Raw genomic sequence first — 16,525 nt, 5'->3', positions numbered from 1 at the left:
TTTGCGACAGGTGTCTGCGACGGACGTCCGTACGGGGTGTCCGTGGTGGGTGTCCGCTCCGGTCGTCGGACGACAGCGAGGGTTTCAGCGCCCGCTCGAATCGCGCTCGACCCGCGGCCCGGCCCGGGCTCCAGCGGCCTTCCACCCGCCTGCGAGACCAGGCACGCAGCGTGGAACGACACGAGCGATCGCACGATGTCAAGCGATGCCAGGTCACACGAACGGGTCAAAAACAGACCTGGCGACACCGGGCAATACCGGGCAACACCGTTGAACGAGGAGGCCATTGATGACGGATCACGAGCCAGACGCCAGGGAGGCCGGCGCCGTGACCTTCGTGAACACCTTCACCGTGCACGCCGAACCCGAGGTGTTCGAGAAGGAGTTCGCGCGGACGTCCGAGTTCATGGCGCGGCAGCCGGGCTTCGTCCGGCACACGCTCTCCCGGCACGCGGAGCGGCCCGGCCAGTACGTCAACGTCGCCGAGTGGCGGGACGTCGCCGCGTTCCGCGCGGCCGTCTCGCACGCCGACTTCCAGCCGCACGCCGGCGCGCTGCGCGCCCTCGCCGAAAGTCGGCCGGAACTGTACCTGGCACGGCTGCGCCGCGACGGCGGCGCGGCGCCCGGGGGACCGGCGTCGGAGGGCCCCGCGCTCGGCGGCGCGGCCCGCGCGGGGGAGAGGATATGACGGCCCGTCGGGTGGTGATCACCGGTCTCGGAGTGATCGCCCCGGGCGGTATCGGCACGAAGGCGTTCTGGGAACGCATCGTCTCCGGAGTCTCCGCGACCAGGACCATAACGGCCTTCGACCCGACGCCGTTCCGCTCCCGGATGGCCGCCGAATGCGACTTCGACGGAGCCCGCCACGGACTGTCGGCCCGCGACACCGCCCGGCTGGACCGCGCCTCCCAGTTCGCCCTGGTCGCCGCCCGCGAGGCGCTGGCGGACAGCGGCGTGGAGATCGACCGGAGCAACGCGCACCGGACCGGCGTCAGCCTCGGCTCCGCCGTCGGCTGCACGCTGAAACTGGAGGAGGAGTACGTCGCCCGGAGCGACGGCGGCAAGCAGTGGCTGGTCGACCACGCGGCGGGCACCCCGTACCTGTACGACTACTTCGTGCCCAGCTCGATGGCGGCGGAAGTCGCCTGGGAGGCCGGTGCCGAGGGCCCGGCCGCGCTCGTCTCGGCGGGCTGCACCTCCGGCCTCGACTCGCTGGGCCACGCCGTCGAACTCATCCGTGAGGGCAGCGCCGACATCATGATCGCCGGGGGCAGCGACGCCCCCATCGCGCCGATCACCGTGGCCTGCTTCGACGCCATCAAGGCCACCTCGCCGCGCAACGACACCCCGGACCACGCCTCGCGGCCCTTCGACCGCACCCGCAGCGGTTTCGTCCTGGGCGAGGGCGCCGCCGTCCTCGTACTGGAGGAGCGGGAGTCGGCCCTGCGGCGCGGGGCGCAGGTCTACGCCGAGATCGCCGGCTTCGCCGCGCGCGCCAACGCCCACCACATGACCGGACTGCGCCCCGACGGAGTGGAGATGGCCGCCGCCATCACCGGAGCGCTCGACGACGCCCGGATCGACCGCGAGGCCGTCGGCTACGTCAACGCGCACGGCACGGCCACCCGGCAGAACGACATCCACGAGACGGCCGCCATCAAGCACAGCCTGGGCGAGCACGCCCACCGGGTCCCGGTCAGCTCCATCAAGGCGGTCATCGGCCACTCGCTCGGCGCCGTCGGCTCCATCGAGGCCGCCGCCTCCGCCCTGGTGATCCGGCACGGCGTGATACCCCCCACGGCGGGCCTGCACGAGCCCGACCCCCAACTCGACCTCGACTACGTGCCGGTGACCGCCCGCGACCAGCCCACCGACACCGTACTGACGGTGGGCAGCGGCTTCGGTGGCTTCCAGAGCGCGATGGTGCTCACCGCATCCGAAGGGAGGCGCCCATGACCACCGCGCCCACGACCGCCGGGCCGACGACCACCGCGTCCAGGACCGCCAGGGCCGTGGTCACCGGGGTCGGCGTGCTCGCGCCCAACGGGATCGGGGCCGAGGAGTACTGGGCGGCGACCCTGCGCGGCCGGAGCGGCATCGCCCGGATCACCCGCTTCGACCCCTCCTCGTACCCCTCCCGGCTGGCCGGCGAGGTCACCGGGTTCTCGGTGCGCGACCACATCCCCAGCCGGCTCGTCCCGCAGACCGACCGCACCACGCAGTTCGCCCTCGCGGGCGCCGACTGGGCGCTCGCGGACGCCGGGCTGAGCGCCGACAGCCTGCCCGCGGACGAGCGCGGGGTGGTCACCGCCAGCGCCTCCGGCGGCTTCGAGTTCGGCCAGCGCGAACTGGGCCACCTGTGGGGCAAGGACCCCAAGCACGTCAGCGCGTACATGTCCTTCGCCTGGTTCTACGCCGTCAACTCGGGCCAGGTCTCCATCCGGCACGACCTGCGCGGGCCCACCGGAGTCCTCGTCACCGACCAGGCGGGCGGCCTCGACGCCGTCGCGCAGGCCAGACGCCGCATCCGCAAGGGCACCCCGCTCATGCTGACGGGCGGCATGGACGCCTCGCTGTGCCCGTACGGGCTCGCCGCGCAGATCTCCGCCGGGATCCTCAGCGAGAGCGAGGACCCGGCCCGCGCCTATCTGCCCTTCGACGCCGCCGCCGACGGCCATGTGCCCGGCGAGGGCGGGGCGATCCTCACCCTGGAGGACGCGGACCGGGCCCGGGAGCGCGGGGCACGGGTCCACGGGGAGATCAGCGGGTACGCCGCCACCTTCGACCCCCGGCCGGGCTCGGGCCGCCCTTCCAACCTGGAGCGGGCCGTCCGCGGGGCGCTGGCCGACGCCGGTCTGCGGCCCGGGGACATCGCCCTCGTCCTCGCGGACGGCGCCGGTGAACCGGAGCCCGACCGCGTCGAGGCACAGGCCCTGAGCGCGGTCTTCGGGCCCGGCGGCGTACCGGTCACGGTCCCCAAGACCATGACGGGACGCCTCTACTCGGGCGCCGCGCCGCTCGATCTGGTCACCGCCCTGTTCGCCCTGCGGGACGGCGTCGTCCCGCCGACGGTCCACGTCGAGGAGACCACGGGCCACGACCTCGACCTGGTGACCGGCGCTCCCCGCCCCGTCACGGGAGACGCCGCGCTGGTACTGGCGCGGGGCCGCGGGGGCTTCAACAGCGCCATGGTCGTACGCGGCCCCTCGGCGGCCTGAAACCCATCCACCACCACCCCACTTGGAGACGTCATGTCCGCTTTCACCACCGACGACCTGTTCAAGATCATGCGTGAGTGCGCGGGCGAGGAGGAGGCCGTCGACCTCTCCAGCGCCGCCGCGGACCAGGAGTTCGCCCTGCTCGGCTACGACTCGCTGGCCCTCATGGAGGCGATCAGCAGGGTCGAGCGCGGCTACGGGATCACGCTGCCCGAGGAGACGCTCGGCGAGGCGCTGACCCCCGCGGCGTTCGTCACCGCCGTGAACGCCGCGCTCGCCGACCGCATGCCCGCGGCGGGGGCCGCCTGATGACCGAGGCGGGCCTCGGCGCCGAGAGGGCTCCCGCCGTGGAGAGCCCGGCGCCGGACATCCGGATCGCGGGGTGCGCGGTCTGGCTGCCGCCCCGCACCCCGGTCGCGGACGCCGTCGCGGCCGGGCTGTGCGACGAGGCCCTGGCCAGGACCACCGGCATGCTGTCGGTGGCCGTGGCGCAGGACGAGCCGGCGCCCGAAATGGCGGCCCGCGCGGCCCGGACCGCCCTTGAGCGGTCCGGCTTCGGCCGAAGGGGCGTCGACTCCGGGACTCGGACCGGGACCGGGTTTGGGTCCGGACCCGGGTCCGGGTCCGGCACGGAGGCCGGGGCTGGGTCCGGATCGGGCTCGGGCACGGGGTTGGGTTCCGGTTCTGGTTCCGGGTCCGGCGACGTGTCGCTGATCCTGCACGCCAGCTTCTTCTACCAGGGCCACGACCTGTGGGCGCCCGCCTCGTACGTCCAGCGCACGGCCGTCGGCAACCGGTGCCCCGCGATCGAGGTCGGCCAGGTCTCCAACGGGGGCATGGCCGGACTCGGGCTCGCGGTCGACCACCTGCGGGCGGGCCCGGCGGCCGGCGAGCCGGACCGCCGGGTCCTGCTGACCACCGGCGACGCCTTCCGCCCGCCCGGCTTCGACCGCTGGCGCAGCGACTCGGGCACCTTCTACGGGGACGGGGGCACCGCCCTCGTGCTGTCCTCGCGGGAGGGCTTCGCCCGCGTCAGGGGCCTCGCCACCGTCTCCGCGCCGGAGCTGGAGGGGATGCACCGCGGTGACGACCCGTTCGGCAGCGCCCCGTTCAGCCACCGGCCGGTGGTCGACCTGGACGCCTGCAAGAAGGACTTCCTGGCCACCCACCGGGTGCCCCAGGTGATCGCGGCGAGCGGGGCCGCGCAGGACGCCGCCGTCGAGCAGGCCCTCGCCGCCGCCGGGGTCACGCTCGCCGACGTCGACCGATTCGTCCTGCCCCACCTGGGCCGCAAGCGGCTGCGGGCGGGGCACCTCGCCCGCTTCGGGATCGCGGAGGAGCGCACCACCTGGGAGTGGAGCCGCGGCATCGGGCACCTCGGCGCCGGTGACCAGATCGCCGGATTCGACCACCTGGTCGCCTCCGGGAGCCTCGGCGCCGGGGACCTCGTCGTGTGGATGAGCGTGGGCGCCGGGTTCACCTACTCCTGCGCGGTCGTCGAAATGCTGGAACGGCCCGCCTGGGCGGCTCCAGCACCCTCGACACCCACCTCGGCGACGGCATCCATCTCACCGACCACACCTGCAGGAGGCGTCGGATGACCGCTGAACGTCCGCTGCCCGTCGCCCTGTTGCTGCCGGGCCAGGGCTCCCAGCATCCGCGGATGGCCGCAGGGCTCTACGGGCACGAGCCGGTGTTCACCGCGGCCATGGACGAGTTCTTCGAGGCGGCGGGCGCCGAGGGCGGTCCGCTGCGCGCGGACTGGCTGGCCGAACGGCCCGCCACGGAACTGGACCACGTCACCCGCTCGCAGCCGCTGCTCTTCGCGGTGGACCTCGCGCTGGGCCGGCTGGTGCTGAGCTGGGGCCTGCGCCCGGCGGCCCTGCTGGGGCACAGCATCGGGGAGCTGGCCTCGGCGGTGCTGGCCGGGGTGTTCAGCCCGCGGGACGCGGTGGGACTGGTGCTCGACCGGGTCGGGCGGCTGGCGAAGGCCCCGCCGGGCGGCATGCTCGCGGTCGCCGCGTCCACGACGGAGGTGGCTCCGTACCTGAGCGCGGACGTGGTCGTGGGCGCGGTCAACGCCCCGCGCCAGACCATCCTGGCCGGCCCCGACGGCCCGCTGGCCGAGGCCGGCCGCGCGCTGGGGGAGGCCGGGTTCGTCTGCCGCCGGGTTCCCTCGCTCAGCGCCTTCCACAGCCCCATGCTCGAACCCGCCTGCCGGGGCGCGGCGGAACGCTTCGCCGCGGTGCGCCGGAACACGCCGTCCGTGCCGGTCCACTCCGCCTACACCGCCGCCCCGTTGACGCGGGCCGACATCGACGACCCGTCCTTCTGGGCGCGGCAGCCGGTGGCGCCGGTGCTCTTCTGGCCCGCGCTGCAGGGGCTGTTGGCGACGGGCGACCATCTGCTGGTGGAGGTGGGTCCCGGGCAGGGCCTGTCCCAGGTGGCCCGCCGCCACCCGGCCGTCCGGCGGGGCACCAGCACCGTGGTGTCACTGCTGCCGGCCCGGCCGGGGCCCCCGGAGGCGGACCGCGGCGCGGTGGAGGCCGCCTTGGCGCGCGTCGCGGAGGCGGGCCACTCGATCGCCCGGGGCGCGCCGTACTCGGCCCAGGCCGTCTGACGGCACGCCCCGCGCGGAGCACCGCGCACTCCGTACGGAGCCGTACACAACGGACGCCCCGCCCCCGGTCGTTGCACGGGGGCGGGGCGTCGGCTTCGTCACCTGCGGGCCGGTGGGGGCTGGTCGCGCAGTTCCCCTCGCCCCCATCAGGGGCGCGGGGAACTGCGCAATCTTTTCGCTTTGAGCGGCGCGGGGCAGCGGCGGCCGGCCCGGACGCGTGGCTGAGCGAGTAGCCGACGGGGCGGGGCGACTGACGCTCGTCCGTCGGCTGCGGGCCGGTGGGGGCTGGTCGCGCAGTTCCCCGCGCCCCTTGAGGGCGGGCCGGTGGGGATCAGGTGCGGGCCGTTGCCGTGACGTATCGCACCGGCGTGTCGATCATGAGCGGCCCGTCCCCGTCCCGCATCGCGTCGAGCGAGGTGATCAGCCGCTCCCGCAGCTGTTGCCGCTTGTCGTCCGCGAGGTGGTTCCAGAGCAGACGCATGCCCTGTGTGTGGGACCAGTCCACCCATGCGAGCCCCGACTCGGCCACCAGCTGGACCGACTCGTCGACGACCGACACGTCCTGGAAGCCGGCCTTCTCCAGGGTGCGGATCAGGTCGGCCGGGTCCGCGAGCCAGCTGTTGAAGCGCTGCTGCAGGCGCTCGGGCTGCCACTGCGGCGGCAGGTCGAGCAGCAGCTCGCGCGGGATGAGTTCGGTGAACACCGGCGGCAGGAAGGGGAAGGTGTCGTCGCTGAACACCGGGCTGGTGAAGGCGAGCCGCCCGCCGGGGGAGAGCAGCGGCGCGTAACGGGCCAGTGCCGCGGGCGCGTCGGGCAGGAAGATGACGCTGTAGCTGCCCAGGACGACGTCGAAGGAGCGCGGTTCGAAGTCGGGGTGCTCCCCGTCCATCACCCGCAGTTCGACCGTGTCGGCCTTGCGCAGCGCGGCCTCCTTCGCGGCCTCCTCGATCATCGCCTCGGCGACGTCGATGCCCACGACGCTGCCCGTCGGCCCCACCCGCTCGGCCGCGGGGAAGACACAGGCCCCCCGGCCGCAGCCGACGTCGAGGACCCGTGCGCCCTCGCCGGGGGCCGCGCGTTCCACCAGGCGCCGGCCCATCGGAGTGAAGAACTCCACGCCGAGCCGGTCGTAGGACGCCGCGGCGCTGTTGAAGGCCGCCGCCACTTCGGATTTGTACGTGGAGGTGTCCACTGGATCTCCCGCTCTCTCGGTGGATACACCACTTTTCCCCCTTGGTCTCGGGCACGGATGGAGAGGCCTTGGAGCGCCACTGGACTGCGGCTGGACAAAACGCAAAGAAGTCCCTGGAAGGGCGATCCGCTCTTGTTCCGGAGGATGCCGTCTCCTAAGAATTGATCCCGGAACGTACCGCCGCACCGGTTCAGGATCGACAGCGGGCGATTCGGAACCGATTTCGTGCCGATTCTGGAGGAGAAAACGTGAGCGACCAGATAGCGAGCGTCCGGCGCCTGGTGGAGGCGTACAACACCGGGAAAACAGACGATGTGGCCGACTACATCCATCCGGAATACATGAATCCGGGAACTCTGGAATTCACTTCGCTGCGCGGCCCGGAGCTTTTCGCGATCAACGTCGCGTGGGTCAAGAGGACGTTCTCGGAGGAGGCGCGCCTGGAGGAGGTGGCCATCGAGGAGAACGGCGACTGGGTGCGCGCCCGGCTGGTGCTCTACGGGCGGCACGTCGGTGAGATGGTCGGCATGGCGCCCACCGGGCGGCTGTTCTCCGGTGAGCAGATCCACCTCCTGCACTTCGTCGACGGGAAGGTCCACCACCACCGCGACTGGCCCGACTACCAGGGCACCTACCGCCAGCTCGGCGAGCCGTGGCCGGAGACGGAGCACCGCCGTCCGTGACGGCGGATTCCTCGAAGGCCGGCGAGCAGGAGTAGGGGGAAGCACGATGGAATTCGGTGTGCTGGGGCCGCTGTATGTCCGGGTGGACGGGGAGACGACCGCCCCGAGCGCCCCGAAGCTGCGCAACGTACTGGCGATGCTGCTCGTCCACACGGGGCAGGTGGTGCCCGTGCCCTCACTGGTGCGGGATCTGTGGGACGACGATCCACCCGTCAGCGGTCTGACCACGCTGCAGACGTACATCCTGAACCTGCGCAAGATGTTCTCCGCGGTCACCGGACTGACCACCGACGAGGTGGCCCGCGACATCCTGGTGACCCGGGCGGGCGGATACGTCCTGGCCGCCGAGGCGGGCGTGCTCGACCTGCACCGTTACCGCCGGCTGGTCACCTCCGGCCGGGAGGCGCTGGTGCGCGGCGACGACGCGGCCGGGGTACGGGACCTGAACGAGGCGCTCCTGATGTGGCGGGGCCCCGCGCTGGTCGACGTACCGGCCGGGCGGGTGCTGGAGAGCCGGCGCCGGCAGTTGGAGGAGTCACGGCTCGCGGCCTTCGAGTACCTGGTCGACGTGGAGCTGCGGCTCGGCATGTACCGCGAGGTGCTGGCCGAGCTGGCGGCCCTCACGGTGGAGAACCCGCTGCACGAGGGCCTGCACGGGCAGTACATGTGGGCCCTGCACCTCAGTGGCCGCAGGGCGCAGGCGCTGCAGGTCTTCCACCGGCTGCGAGGTGCGCTGGTCGCGGGCCTCGGCCTGGAACCGGGGCCCCAGGTGCAGCGGCTGCACCGGGCGGTGCTGAACGCGGACACCGACTTCGAACCCCGTTTCGCCGTGGGCCGGGCCCCGGTCGCGGTGCCGGCCAGTGCGTTCGGCGGGGCACGCCCTTACTGACGTACCAGTACTCAAATTTGATTGCGCCTCCGGGTCCCGCGTGACTAGGGTGGCAGCTAGACAAATTTGATTAGTTGGAGGGGTCATGCCGGAACAGCCGGAGGAGGCACCCGTCGACAGTCCGACGGGCTGGGTCGCGGCGCACATCCGCCGCTACGACCGCAGCGGCGGCAAGGAGGGGGCGAAGTGGTACGGGCTCGACACCCTGCTCCTGACCACCCGCGGCCGGAAATCGGGAAAGCTGCGCCGCACCGCGGTGATCTACGGCCGGGACGGCGACAACGTCGTCGTGGTCGGTTCGAACGGCGGAAAGCCCGAGCATCCGCTCTGGTATCTCAATCTCGTCGCCTCGCCCGAAGCGCATGTCCAGATTGGTGAGGAACACCTCGATGTGCGGGCCCGCACGGCGAACGCCGACGAGAAACCGGATCTCTGGAAGCTCATGACGGGTCTTTTCCCGCAGTACAAGAGTTACCAGAAGAAGACCACCAGGGAAATTCCCGTGGTGATCCTGGAGCCCGTCGAGACGTAACCGCGGGCGGTGCACGTCAGAAATTGCATGCAGGGAAATTGCGTGCAGGGAAAGGAAAGGTGTCTGTGTTGAACGAATTCACGCGCCGCGGATTCCTCGGCAGTGCGGCGGCGGTCGGTGGCGCCACGGTGGTGACCACGGCCGTCCCCGGTGCCGGGACCGCCGAGGCCGCCGTCCCGGAAGCGGCACAAGGCGGCGCGTGCGGCGCCAGGACCGGGCTCGTCCAGGTGGACCGGACGGACCGGCGCTACCAGGACCTGGTCAGCCGGGGGTTCAACGGACGGTTCCGCGGCAAGCCCGACGCCGTGTACGTCGTGCACACCGCGGACCAGGTCGTCGACGCGGTGAACCGGGCCCTGGACGCGGGCCAACGGATCGCCGTCCGCAGCGGCGGCCACTGCTTCGAGGGCTTCGTGGACGACCCCGCCGTGCGGGCCGTCATCGACATGTCCGAGATGCGGCAGGTCTTCCACGACTCGGCCAGGCGGGCGTTCGCCGTGGAACCCGGGGCCACCCTCGGGGAGGCGTACCGCACCCTGTACCTCGACTGGGGTGTGACCATCCCGGCCGGTGTCTGCCCGCAGGTGGGTGTCGGGGGCCATGTCCTCGGCGGCGGGTACGGTCCGCTCTCCCGCCGCGACGGAGTGGTGGCCGACCACCTCTTCGCCGTCGAGGTCGTCGTCGTGGACGCCTCCGGCAAGGCCCGCAAGGTCGTGGCCACCAGTGCGGCCGGCGACCCCAACCGTGAGCTGTGGTGGGCCCACACCGGGGGCGGCGGCGGCAACTTCGGCATCGTCACCCGGTACTGGTTCCGCACCCCCGGGGCCACCGGCAGCGACCCGTCCGGGCTGCTGCCCAAGGCGCCGAAGTCGACCCTGCGGCACATCGTGACCTGGGAGTGGTCCGCCCTCACCGAGAAGGCGTTCACCCGGATCATCGACAACCACGGGGCCTGGCACCAGCGCAACAGCGCCGCCGACACCCCGTACGCCAGTCTGCACAGCGTGTTCTACCTCAACAGCAAGGCCGCCGGACAGATCCTCCTCGACATCCAGATCGACGGCGGACTGGACGGTGCCGAGGGGCTGCTGAACGACTTCGTGGCCGCGATCAACGAGGGCACGGAGGTGGAGCCCACCGTCCAGCGGAGCACGGAGCCGTGGCTGCGCGCCACACTGGCCAACAAGTTCGACACCGGTGGCTTCGACCGGACCAAGTCCAAGGGCGCGTATCTGCGCAAGCCGTGGACCGACGCGCAGGCCGCCACCCTCTACCGGTATCTGAGCGCCGACACGCAGGTGTGGGGCGAGGTCTCGCTCTACTCGTACGGGGCGAAGGTCAACTCCGTTCCGGAGACGGCCACCGCCACCGCCCAGCGCGACTCCATCATCAAGGTGTGGATGTCGGCCACCTGGATGGATCCCACACAGGACGACGCCAACCTCGCCTGGATCCGGGAGATCTACCGCGACGTCTTCGCCACCACCGGCGGTGTCCCGGTGCCCGACGACCGTACCGAGGGCACCTTCATCAACTACCCCGACATCGATCTGGCCGACCCGGAGTGGAACACCTCCGGAGTGCCCTGGCACACCCTCTACTACAAGGGGAACTACCCGCGCCTGCAGAAGGTCAAGGCCCGCTGGGACCCCAAGAACGTCTTCCGGCACGCGCTGTCCGTGCGGCTGCCCGACTGACGACGGGACGGCTGGAAGCGCGGGAGGGGCGGTGGCCGCGGACGCGGCCACCGCCCCTTCGTCGTCCCTGACGTCGTTCAGGCGCGGTCCGCGAGGAACAGGCCGCGGCCCGACTGGATCCCCTCGACATAGGCGACCTTCAGGCCGGCCTGGGTGAAGGCCTCCTCGTACTCGGTCCGGGTGAAGAGCGTCAGGGTGTGGCTCTCCGCGAAGTGCTGCACACCGCTGTCGGGCTCCGCCACCACGTAGTGCACGACCATGTGCGAGGTGTGCCCCTGGCGCTCCGTGTGGGAGACGCGGGTCATCGTCCGCCGTCCCACGGTCACGGTGTCACCGCTCACATGGCGGTCGAGGGCCGTCTCCAGGAACCACCAGGGGTCCACCGCCACGACACCGCCCGGTGTCAGGTGCCCGGCGAACGACCGCAGGGTGGCGGTGAGTTCGGCGGTGTCCCGCAGATAGGCGATCGAGCCGAACATGCAGGTGATCGCGTCGTAGGAGCGCCCCAGGGAGAGGTCACGCATGTCGCCGCCGTGCAGGACGGCGGCGGGTACCGCGGTGCGGGCCATCGACAGCATCGCGTCGGACAGCTCAAGCCCCTCGACCTTGTCGAAGAGCTGGGCGAAGTGCCGCAGGTGCGCTCCGGTGCCGCAGGCGACGTCCAGGAGCGAGGCCGCCGCGGGGTTGCGGGCCCGTACGAGCCCCGCGACGGTGGCGGCCTCCACCCGGTAGTCCTTGCCGCGCGACTCGTGGAGCAGCTCGTAGATCTCGGCCATCCCGGGTCCGTACATGGCGACTCCCCTCGTCAGCTGGAACTGCTGGAACTGCTGGAACGGCCGGCACCGGTGGCGCCGGTGGCACTGCCCGCGCCGCCGAAACCGTCGGCGTGCTCCGCCGCCCAGCTCGCGAACGTGCGTGCCTCCCGGCCGGTGACCTGGCGCACCGCATCGGTCACCGGGCCGGGCGTGACGGCCGACTCGGCGAGGTAGTCGAGCAGCATCTCGACGACCGGCGGCGGCATGACCGCGCTCATGGCCTCCCGCCCGGCCTCCCGGCTCAGCTCCTCGAAGCGGATGTCCCGGCCGATCGCTTCCGCGATCACCGCCACCTGCTCGACCTGGGTCAGCGCCTGCGGCCCGGTCACCAGGTACCGGGCGCCCGCGTGACCGTCCTCCAGCAGCGCGGTCGCCACGACCGCCGCGATGTCGGCCTCGTGGACGATCGCGCGGGCGGCCTTGCCGTAGGGGGCGCGCACGACGCCCTCCGTACGGATCGAGTCGCCCCACTTCCAGAGGGTGTTGCCGGCGAACTCGTCGGGGCGTACGAAGGTCCAGTCCGCCCCGCTGTCCTCGACGGCCCGCTCCACCGTGCGGTGGTGCTGGTGGCTCGGATTGCTCTCGTCGTCGAGCACCGAGCTGGACGACAGGACGACGATGTGCCGGACTCCCGCCTTCCGGGCGAGCGCCGCGACCTCGTGGGCGGTCCCGGGCACCGGGAAGAGGTACATCCGGTCGATGCCCTCCAGGGCGGCGGGCAGGGTCCGTGGCTGCTCCAGGTCGCCCTCGACGACCTCGACGCCGGCCGGCAGCGCGGCGGCCCCGGGTGTCCGGGTGAGCGCCCGCACCTGGTGTCCCGAGGCCAGCAGGCTCCGGGTGACATGGCGTCCGACCTTGCCCGTGGCACCGGTCAGCAGGATGTTCAAGGCCCCTCCTCGGCGTACGAAACGGTGCTCCCCGGTGCGCTGCGCCTGCGTGCCGTGCCGCGCCGGGAAGGCGGTTCCAGACGGCAAGGCTGTCGCGCCGGGCTAGAGGACTCCGTGAGCCCCGATGGACTTCGGCGGGCCCCGGCGGGTATCGGGCGGCGTCCGGCGCCGCTCCAGCGGGACTGGAGGGATCCTGCAGCCGTTCTCAGGCGGGGGAGGGGCAGTCTGGCGTGACTTCGTCCGCGAGACTGTGAGGAATCGCCATGTCATTGGCCGAGCGCAAGGCCCTGTGTCTGGAAATGGTCGCCGCCTGGAACCGGTGGGACCTGAGCGGGATCATCAAACACTGGTCGCCGGACATCGTGCACTACTCCGAGGACAACGAGGTGAGTTCCGCCGACATGATCAAACTCATGGAGGGCGGGCTGCAGGCGTTCCCCGATCTCCAGCTCGAAGTGAAGAGCATCATGGCCGAGGACGACCGGGTCACCCTGCGGATCACCGTGACGGCCACCAACCGGCACGAGTTCATGGGCGTGCCGCCGACCGGTGAGCGCGTCAGCTGGCACCTGGTGGAGGAACTGCGCTTCGAGGGCGACAAGGTCGTCGAACACTGGGACGTCATCAACATGCGCCCGCTCCTGGTCGCACTGGGCAAACTGCCGGACGTCCCGAAGGTGGAACTGGAAACAACCGCCTGACCCGTACGGACGCCGTTCGCCGACTCGTGGGTACGGCGGCCGGGGCCCGGGGGCGCGGCGTGTTCCGTGCCCCCGGGCGCACAGACCCCCGGCGCGCGTGTCCCGGCCGTCCTCCGTCGCGCCCGGGGCGGCTAACTAAGCTGGCGCCCAGGCGCGCGGCGGACAGGTGAACGCCGCACCAGACGGAACGGGGTGACGATGTCGGCGACGCGGTTGCTGGTCCTCGGGGTGGTACGCGGGTTCGGCAGGACGCACGGTTACCGGGTGCGGGCCGAGTTGCTGTCCTGGGGGATCGACGACTGGGCCAACGTCAAACCCGGCTCGATCTACCACGCGCTGCGGCAGCTCGCGAAGATCGGCCTGCTGGAGGCCAGCGAGATCGCGCACTGGCCGGGGCGGGTGGACTACAGCGTGACCCCCGAGGGGGATGAGGAGTTCTTCCGGCTGCTGGTCGACGCCCTGGAACGGCCCGAGCACCGCGCCGACATGCTGAGCGCCGGCCTCGCCCTGATGCCCGCCCTCTCCCGCGACCGCGCCGTGGCGGCCCTCTCCACCCGCCTGGCCGTCCTGGAGGCTCAACGGGCCGTGCTGCGCAAGGAATCCGCCCCGGTCCACGCCGAGGGCCTGCCGGCGCATCTGGGCGAGCTGTGGACGATGCGTACGCGCTACGCCGACCTCGGCGTCGAGTGGACCCAGGACCTGCTGGAACGGGTCAGGTCCGGCGAGTACGAGATGGCCGGCGAGCACGGGCCCACCTTCGGGACGCCGGGATCATGGCGCGCCCTGATCGCGCCCGGCACGACGAGCCGTTGACGCGCCGAGCGTCTTCGCACGACCTACTAATCAAACTTGCATAGTTGGCCGTCCGTGCTCTAGCTTGGAGCAGTAATCAAATTTGATTACTGCTCTGCGTGTCGTTCGTTTCCTGCCATGGCGCACAGCCTCTCGTGGCGCATCAGGACCAAGGAGTCACAGATTGAGTTCGCAATCCACACTTGCCGTCGAGACGTCGGGACTCGTCAAGACCTTCGGTGAGACCAGGGCCGTCGACGGTGTCGACCTGGCCATCCCGCAGGGGGTCGTCTACGGAGTGCTGGGCCCCAACGGCGCGGGCAAGACGACGACGATCCGGATGCTGTCCACCCTGCTGACCCCCGACGGCGGCACCGCCCGGGTCCTCGGGCACGACGTGGTCAAGGAAGCCGGGGCGGTACGCAGCCGGGTCAGCCTCACCGGCCAGTTCGCCTCGATCGACGAGGACCTCACGGCCACCGAGAACCTCACCCTGCTCGCCCGGCTCCTGGGCTTCTCCCGAACCCAGGCCGCCGCCCGGGCCGAGGAACTGCTCGCGGCCTTCGACCTCACGGAGGCCGCCGGACGGCAGTCCAAGACCTTCTCCGGAGGCATGCGACGCCGCCTCGACATCGCCGCCAGCCTCGTCATCACCCCCGACCTGCTCTTCCTGGACGAGCCGACCACCGGACTCGACCCGCGCAGCCGCAACCAGGTGTGGGACAGCGTGCGGGCCATGGTGGAGCTCGGCACCACGATCCTGCTGACCACGCAGTACCTGGACGAGGCCGACCAGCTCGCCGACCGGATCGCCGTCATCGACCACGGCCGGGTCATCGCCGAGGGCACCACGGGCGAGCTCAAGTCGTCCGTCGGCACCGGAGCCCTGCACGTACGGCTCGTCAAGGCCGAGAACCGCCCCGAGGCCGCCCAGCTGCTCACCCGGGCCCTCGCCTCGCCGGTCTTCCAGGAGTCCGACCCGTTCGCGCTCTCCGTACGGACCGACGACCACGAGCGGGTCGCGGGAGCCCTCGCCGAACTCGCCCGCTCCGAGATCGCCGTCTCGGACTTCGCGTTCGGCCGGCCCAGCCTCGACGAGGTCTTCCTCGCCCTGACCGGGCGCCCCGCGGAGGACGGCACCACCGACCAGGAGGAAGCAGCATGACCCTCACATCCGAGACGACGGCCACCCCGGGCGTGCCCGACGACGCCCTGCGCAAGGCCCTCACCAGTCAGATCCGCCCCTCCCGCCCCAACCCGCTGACCGCCGTACGGGTCTCGGCCTGGCGGACGATGCGGAAGATGAAGCACTACGGCGTGGCCGTGCTGTTCGACGTCACGCTGATGCCCATCATCTTCCTGCTGACGTTCACCTACCTCTTCGGCGGCGCGTTCGCCGGCTCGACCAAGGAGTACCTCCAGTACTTCCTGCCCGGCGTCCTCGTGCAGACCGTCATCATGCCGACCGTCTACACCGGCACCGCGCTCAACATGGACATCACCCGCGGGATCTACGACCGCTTCCGGACCCTGCCGTTCTGGCAGCCGGCCACGATCGTGGGCAGCCTCCTCGGTGACATCGTCCGCTATGTGCTGGCGCTGACCACCACGATGGGCGTCGGTCTCGCGCTGGGCTTCCGGCCCGACGGCGGAGTGGGCGGCGTGCTGGCCGCGATGCTGCTCCTGCTGGTCTTCGCGGTGAGCGTCAGCTGGATCTTCGCCGCGCTGGGTGTGGTCGCCAAGGCGCCCGAGACGGTGTCCGGGACCAGCATGCTGGTGATGTTCCCGCTGGTCTTCACGAGCAACATCTTCGTGGAGCCGGAGACGATGCCGGGGTGGATGGAGGCGATCGTCAACGCGAATCCGGTCAGTAACGCGGCCACCGCCGTGCGGGGGCTGGTGCACGGGGATGCGAGCGGGGCGGACATCGGGTGGGTGTTGCTGGCGAGTGGGGTCATTACGCTGATCTTCGCGCCGCTGACGATGCACTTGTATCGGGCGAAGAGTCGGCAGTGAGCGGGGTGCCTCCGGCGGTTGTTCCTCGGGTGAGGGTGAGGGTGCGGGTGCGTCGTGGCTGGTCGCGCAGTTCCCCGCGCCCCTGAAAGCCGAAAGACTGCGCCGTTCCCCGCGCCCCTTGAGGGCTGCGCCCTCTGAAAGCCGAAAGACTGCGCCGTTCCCCGCGCCCCTTGAGGGCTGCGCCCTCTGAAAGCCGAAGGACTGCGCCGTTCCCCGCGCCCCTTGAGGGCTGCGCCCTCTGAAGGACGAAGGACTGCGCCGTTCCCCGCGCCCCTTGGGGGCTGCGGCCCCTGAAAGCCGAAAGGCTGCGCGCCTCCCTGAACGAGCCACGGCAGCCCGGCCGGTTGTCTCCCCCGTCGGCTGGTCGTGCTGCCGTGGCTCCCCCCTCCATACGGAAGCGGGGGGGGGGGGGGGGGGGGGCCGGGGGGGGGGGGGGCGCGCCCGGCCCCCCCCCGCCCGGGGGGGCGCCCGCGCCCGCGCGGG

At 71.8% G+C, this 16,525-nt stretch carries 17 protein-coding genes; 14 read left to right on the top strand and 3 right to left on the bottom strand.

Translation table 11 applies throughout. The features are described from left to right. Nucleotides 1-289: 289 nt before the first annotated feature. Genes ACH4DZ_RS06520 through ACH4DZ_RS06495 form a run of 6 tightly spaced genes read left to right on the top strand, consistent with a single transcriptional unit; the run spans nucleotide 290 to nucleotide 5,838 of the window. Entirely contained in the window at nucleotides 290-688 is a 399-nt protein-coding gene (locus tag ACH4DZ_RS06520) for an antibiotic biosynthesis monooxygenase family protein (RefSeq protein WP_398285815.1), read from the top strand. Beyond that, complete coding sequence (locus ACH4DZ_RS06515; protein WP_398285814.1) at nucleotides 685-1,956, top strand: beta-ketoacyl-[acyl-carrier-protein] synthase family protein; 1,272 nt, start codon at nucleotides 685-687, stop codon at nucleotides 1,954-1,956. The genes ACH4DZ_RS06520 and ACH4DZ_RS06515 overlap by 4 nt, the downstream gene beginning before the upstream one ends. Next, nucleotides 1,953-3,218 (top strand): ketosynthase chain-length factor, encoded by a 1,266-nt coding sequence (locus ACH4DZ_RS06510; protein WP_398285813.1) that lies wholly within the window; start codon nucleotides 1,953-1,955, stop codon nucleotides 3,216-3,218. The genes ACH4DZ_RS06515 and ACH4DZ_RS06510 overlap by 4 nt, the downstream gene beginning before the upstream one ends. A 33-nt stretch (nucleotides 3,219-3,251) precedes the next feature. Then, nucleotides 3,252-3,527: an acyl carrier protein gene (locus ACH4DZ_RS06505; RefSeq protein WP_398285812.1), complete on the top strand. Its 276-nt coding sequence runs from the start codon at nucleotides 3,252-3,254 to the stop codon at nucleotides 3,525-3,527. Beyond that, complete coding sequence (locus ACH4DZ_RS06500) at nucleotides 3,527-4,819, top strand: ketoacyl-ACP synthase III family protein (RefSeq protein ID WP_398285811.1); 1,293 nt, start codon at nucleotides 3,527-3,529, stop codon at nucleotides 4,817-4,819. The genes ACH4DZ_RS06505 and ACH4DZ_RS06500 overlap by 1 nt, the downstream gene beginning before the upstream one ends. Further along, complete coding sequence (locus ACH4DZ_RS06495) at nucleotides 4,816-5,838, top strand: acyltransferase domain-containing protein (RefSeq protein ID WP_398285810.1); 1,023 nt, start codon at nucleotides 4,816-4,818, stop codon at nucleotides 5,836-5,838. The genes ACH4DZ_RS06500 and ACH4DZ_RS06495 overlap by 4 nt, the downstream gene beginning before the upstream one ends. Before the next feature lie 331 nt (nucleotides 5,839-6,169). On the opposite strand, the gene ACH4DZ_RS06490 is transcribed toward ACH4DZ_RS06495, so the two are convergent. Beyond that, nucleotides 6,170-7,030: a class I SAM-dependent methyltransferase gene (locus ACH4DZ_RS06490; RefSeq protein ID WP_398285809.1), complete on the bottom strand. Its 861-nt coding sequence runs from the start codon at nucleotides 7,028-7,030 to the stop codon at nucleotides 6,170-6,172. A gap of 248 nt (nucleotides 7,031-7,278) precedes the next feature. On the opposite strand from ACH4DZ_RS06490, the gene ACH4DZ_RS06485 reads away from it, so the two are divergent. From ACH4DZ_RS06485 to ACH4DZ_RS06470, 4 genes are all read left to right on the top strand, one after another. Then, the gene (locus ACH4DZ_RS06485; protein WP_398285808.1) at nucleotides 7,279-7,713 is read left to right on the top strand and encodes a SnoaL/DnrD family polyketide biosynthesis methyl ester cyclase; all 435 of its coding nucleotides are present in this window, start codon (nucleotides 7,279-7,281) and stop codon (nucleotides 7,711-7,713) included. 46 nt (nucleotides 7,714-7,759) lie between these two features. Then, a complete protein-coding gene (locus ACH4DZ_RS06480; RefSeq protein WP_387334195.1) occupies nucleotides 7,760-8,602 on the top strand; it encodes a BTAD domain-containing putative transcriptional regulator in 843 nt (280 codons plus the stop codon). A gap of 85 nt (nucleotides 8,603-8,687) precedes the next feature. After that, nucleotides 8,688-9,134 (top strand): nitroreductase family deazaflavin-dependent oxidoreductase, encoded by a 447-nt coding sequence (locus ACH4DZ_RS06475; protein WP_398285807.1) that lies wholly within the window; start codon nucleotides 8,688-8,690, stop codon nucleotides 9,132-9,134. 68 nt (nucleotides 9,135-9,202) lie between these two features. Continuing rightward, the gene (locus tag ACH4DZ_RS06470; RefSeq protein ID WP_398285806.1) at nucleotides 9,203-10,831 is read left to right on the top strand and encodes an FAD-binding oxidoreductase; all 1,629 of its coding nucleotides are present in this window, start codon (nucleotides 9,203-9,205) and stop codon (nucleotides 10,829-10,831) included. A 77-nt stretch (nucleotides 10,832-10,908) separates the two neighbouring features. On the opposite strand, the gene ACH4DZ_RS06465 is transcribed toward ACH4DZ_RS06470, so the two are convergent. Together ACH4DZ_RS06465 and ACH4DZ_RS06460 are read right to left on the bottom strand one after the other, a co-directional pair. Continuing rightward, a complete protein-coding gene (locus ACH4DZ_RS06465; protein WP_398285804.1) occupies nucleotides 10,909-11,622 on the bottom strand; it encodes a class I SAM-dependent DNA methyltransferase in 714 nt (237 codons plus the stop codon). A gap of 14 nt (nucleotides 11,623-11,636) precedes the next feature. Then, nucleotides 11,637-12,533, bottom strand: coding sequence for an NAD(P)H-binding protein (locus ACH4DZ_RS06460; RefSeq protein ID WP_398285803.1), 897 nt, complete (start codon nucleotides 12,531-12,533; stop codon nucleotides 11,637-11,639). A gap of 263 nt (nucleotides 12,534-12,796) precedes the next feature. Between ACH4DZ_RS06460 and ACH4DZ_RS06455 the strand changes: the two genes are divergently transcribed. From ACH4DZ_RS06455 to ACH4DZ_RS06440, 4 genes are all read left to right on the top strand, one after another. Then, nucleotides 12,797-13,234: an ester cyclase gene (locus ACH4DZ_RS06455; RefSeq protein WP_398285802.1), complete on the top strand. Its 438-nt coding sequence runs from the start codon at nucleotides 12,797-12,799 to the stop codon at nucleotides 13,232-13,234. 198 nt (nucleotides 13,235-13,432) lie between these two features. Then, complete coding sequence (locus ACH4DZ_RS06450; RefSeq protein WP_398285801.1) at nucleotides 13,433-14,047, top strand: PadR family transcriptional regulator; 615 nt, start codon at nucleotides 13,433-13,435, stop codon at nucleotides 14,045-14,047. A 163-nt stretch (nucleotides 14,048-14,210) separates the two neighbouring features. Continuing rightward, nucleotides 14,211-15,191 carry an ATP-binding cassette domain-containing protein gene (locus tag ACH4DZ_RS06445; protein ID WP_398285800.1) on the top strand — a complete coding sequence of 327 codons (981 nt, stop codon included), beginning with the start codon at nucleotides 14,211-14,213 and terminating at the stop codon, nucleotides 15,189-15,191. Continuing rightward, complete coding sequence (locus tag ACH4DZ_RS06440) at nucleotides 15,188-16,042, top strand: ABC transporter permease (RefSeq protein WP_398285799.1); 855 nt, start codon at nucleotides 15,188-15,190, stop codon at nucleotides 16,040-16,042. Before ACH4DZ_RS06445 ends, ACH4DZ_RS06440 begins: the two co-directional genes overlap by 4 nt. The last annotated feature ends 483 nt before the right edge of the window (nucleotides 16,043-16,525 follow it).

The organism is Streptomyces sp. NPDC017991 (genome assembly GCF_044328075.1).
In the GTDB taxonomy this organism is placed as follows: Bacteria; Actinomycetota; Actinomycetes; order Streptomycetales; family Streptomycetaceae; genus Streptomyces.
Note: the sequence above shows the minus strand (reverse complement) of the source record. Positions and strands in the feature narration are given on the sequence as shown.

What these genes read in the sequence shown, in the direction of transcription:
- ACH4DZ_RS06520 (WP_398285815.1), top strand. Translation starts at nt 290, where the DNA reads ATGACGGATCACGAGCCAGACGCCAGGGAGGCCGGCGCCGTGACCTTC.
- ACH4DZ_RS06515 (WP_398285814.1), top strand. Translation starts at nt 685, where the DNA reads ATGACGGCCCGTCGGGTGGTGATCACCGGTCTCGGAGTGATCGCCCCG.
- ACH4DZ_RS06510 (WP_398285813.1), top strand. Translation starts at nt 1,953, where the DNA reads ATGACCACCGCGCCCACGACCGCCGGGCCGACGACCACCGCGTCCAGG.
- ACH4DZ_RS06505 (WP_398285812.1), top strand. Translation starts at nt 3,252, where the DNA reads ATGTCCGCTTTCACCACCGACGACCTGTTCAAGATCATGCGTGAGTGC.
- ACH4DZ_RS06500 (WP_398285811.1), top strand. Translation starts at nt 3,527, where the DNA reads ATGACCGAGGCGGGCCTCGGCGCCGAGAGGGCTCCCGCCGTGGAGAGC.
- ACH4DZ_RS06495 (WP_398285810.1), top strand. Translation starts at nt 4,816, where the DNA reads ATGACCGCTGAACGTCCGCTGCCCGTCGCCCTGTTGCTGCCGGGCCAG.
- ACH4DZ_RS06480 (WP_387334195.1), top strand. Translation starts at nt 7,760, where the DNA reads ATGGAATTCGGTGTGCTGGGGCCGCTGTATGTCCGGGTGGACGGGGAG.
- ACH4DZ_RS06475 (WP_398285807.1), top strand. Translation starts at nt 8,688, where the DNA reads ATGCCGGAACAGCCGGAGGAGGCACCCGTCGACAGTCCGACGGGCTGG.
- ACH4DZ_RS06465 (WP_398285804.1), bottom strand. Translation starts at nt 11,622, where the DNA reads ATGTACGGACCCGGGATGGCCGAGATCTACGAGCTGCTCCACGAGTCG.
- ACH4DZ_RS06455 (WP_398285802.1), top strand. Translation starts at nt 12,797, where the DNA reads ATGTCATTGGCCGAGCGCAAGGCCCTGTGTCTGGAAATGGTCGCCGCC.
- ACH4DZ_RS06450 (WP_398285801.1), top strand. Translation starts at nt 13,433, where the DNA reads ATGTCGGCGACGCGGTTGCTGGTCCTCGGGGTGGTACGCGGGTTCGGC.
- ACH4DZ_RS06440 (WP_398285799.1), top strand. Translation starts at nt 15,188, where the DNA reads ATGACCCTCACATCCGAGACGACGGCCACCCCGGGCGTGCCCGACGAC.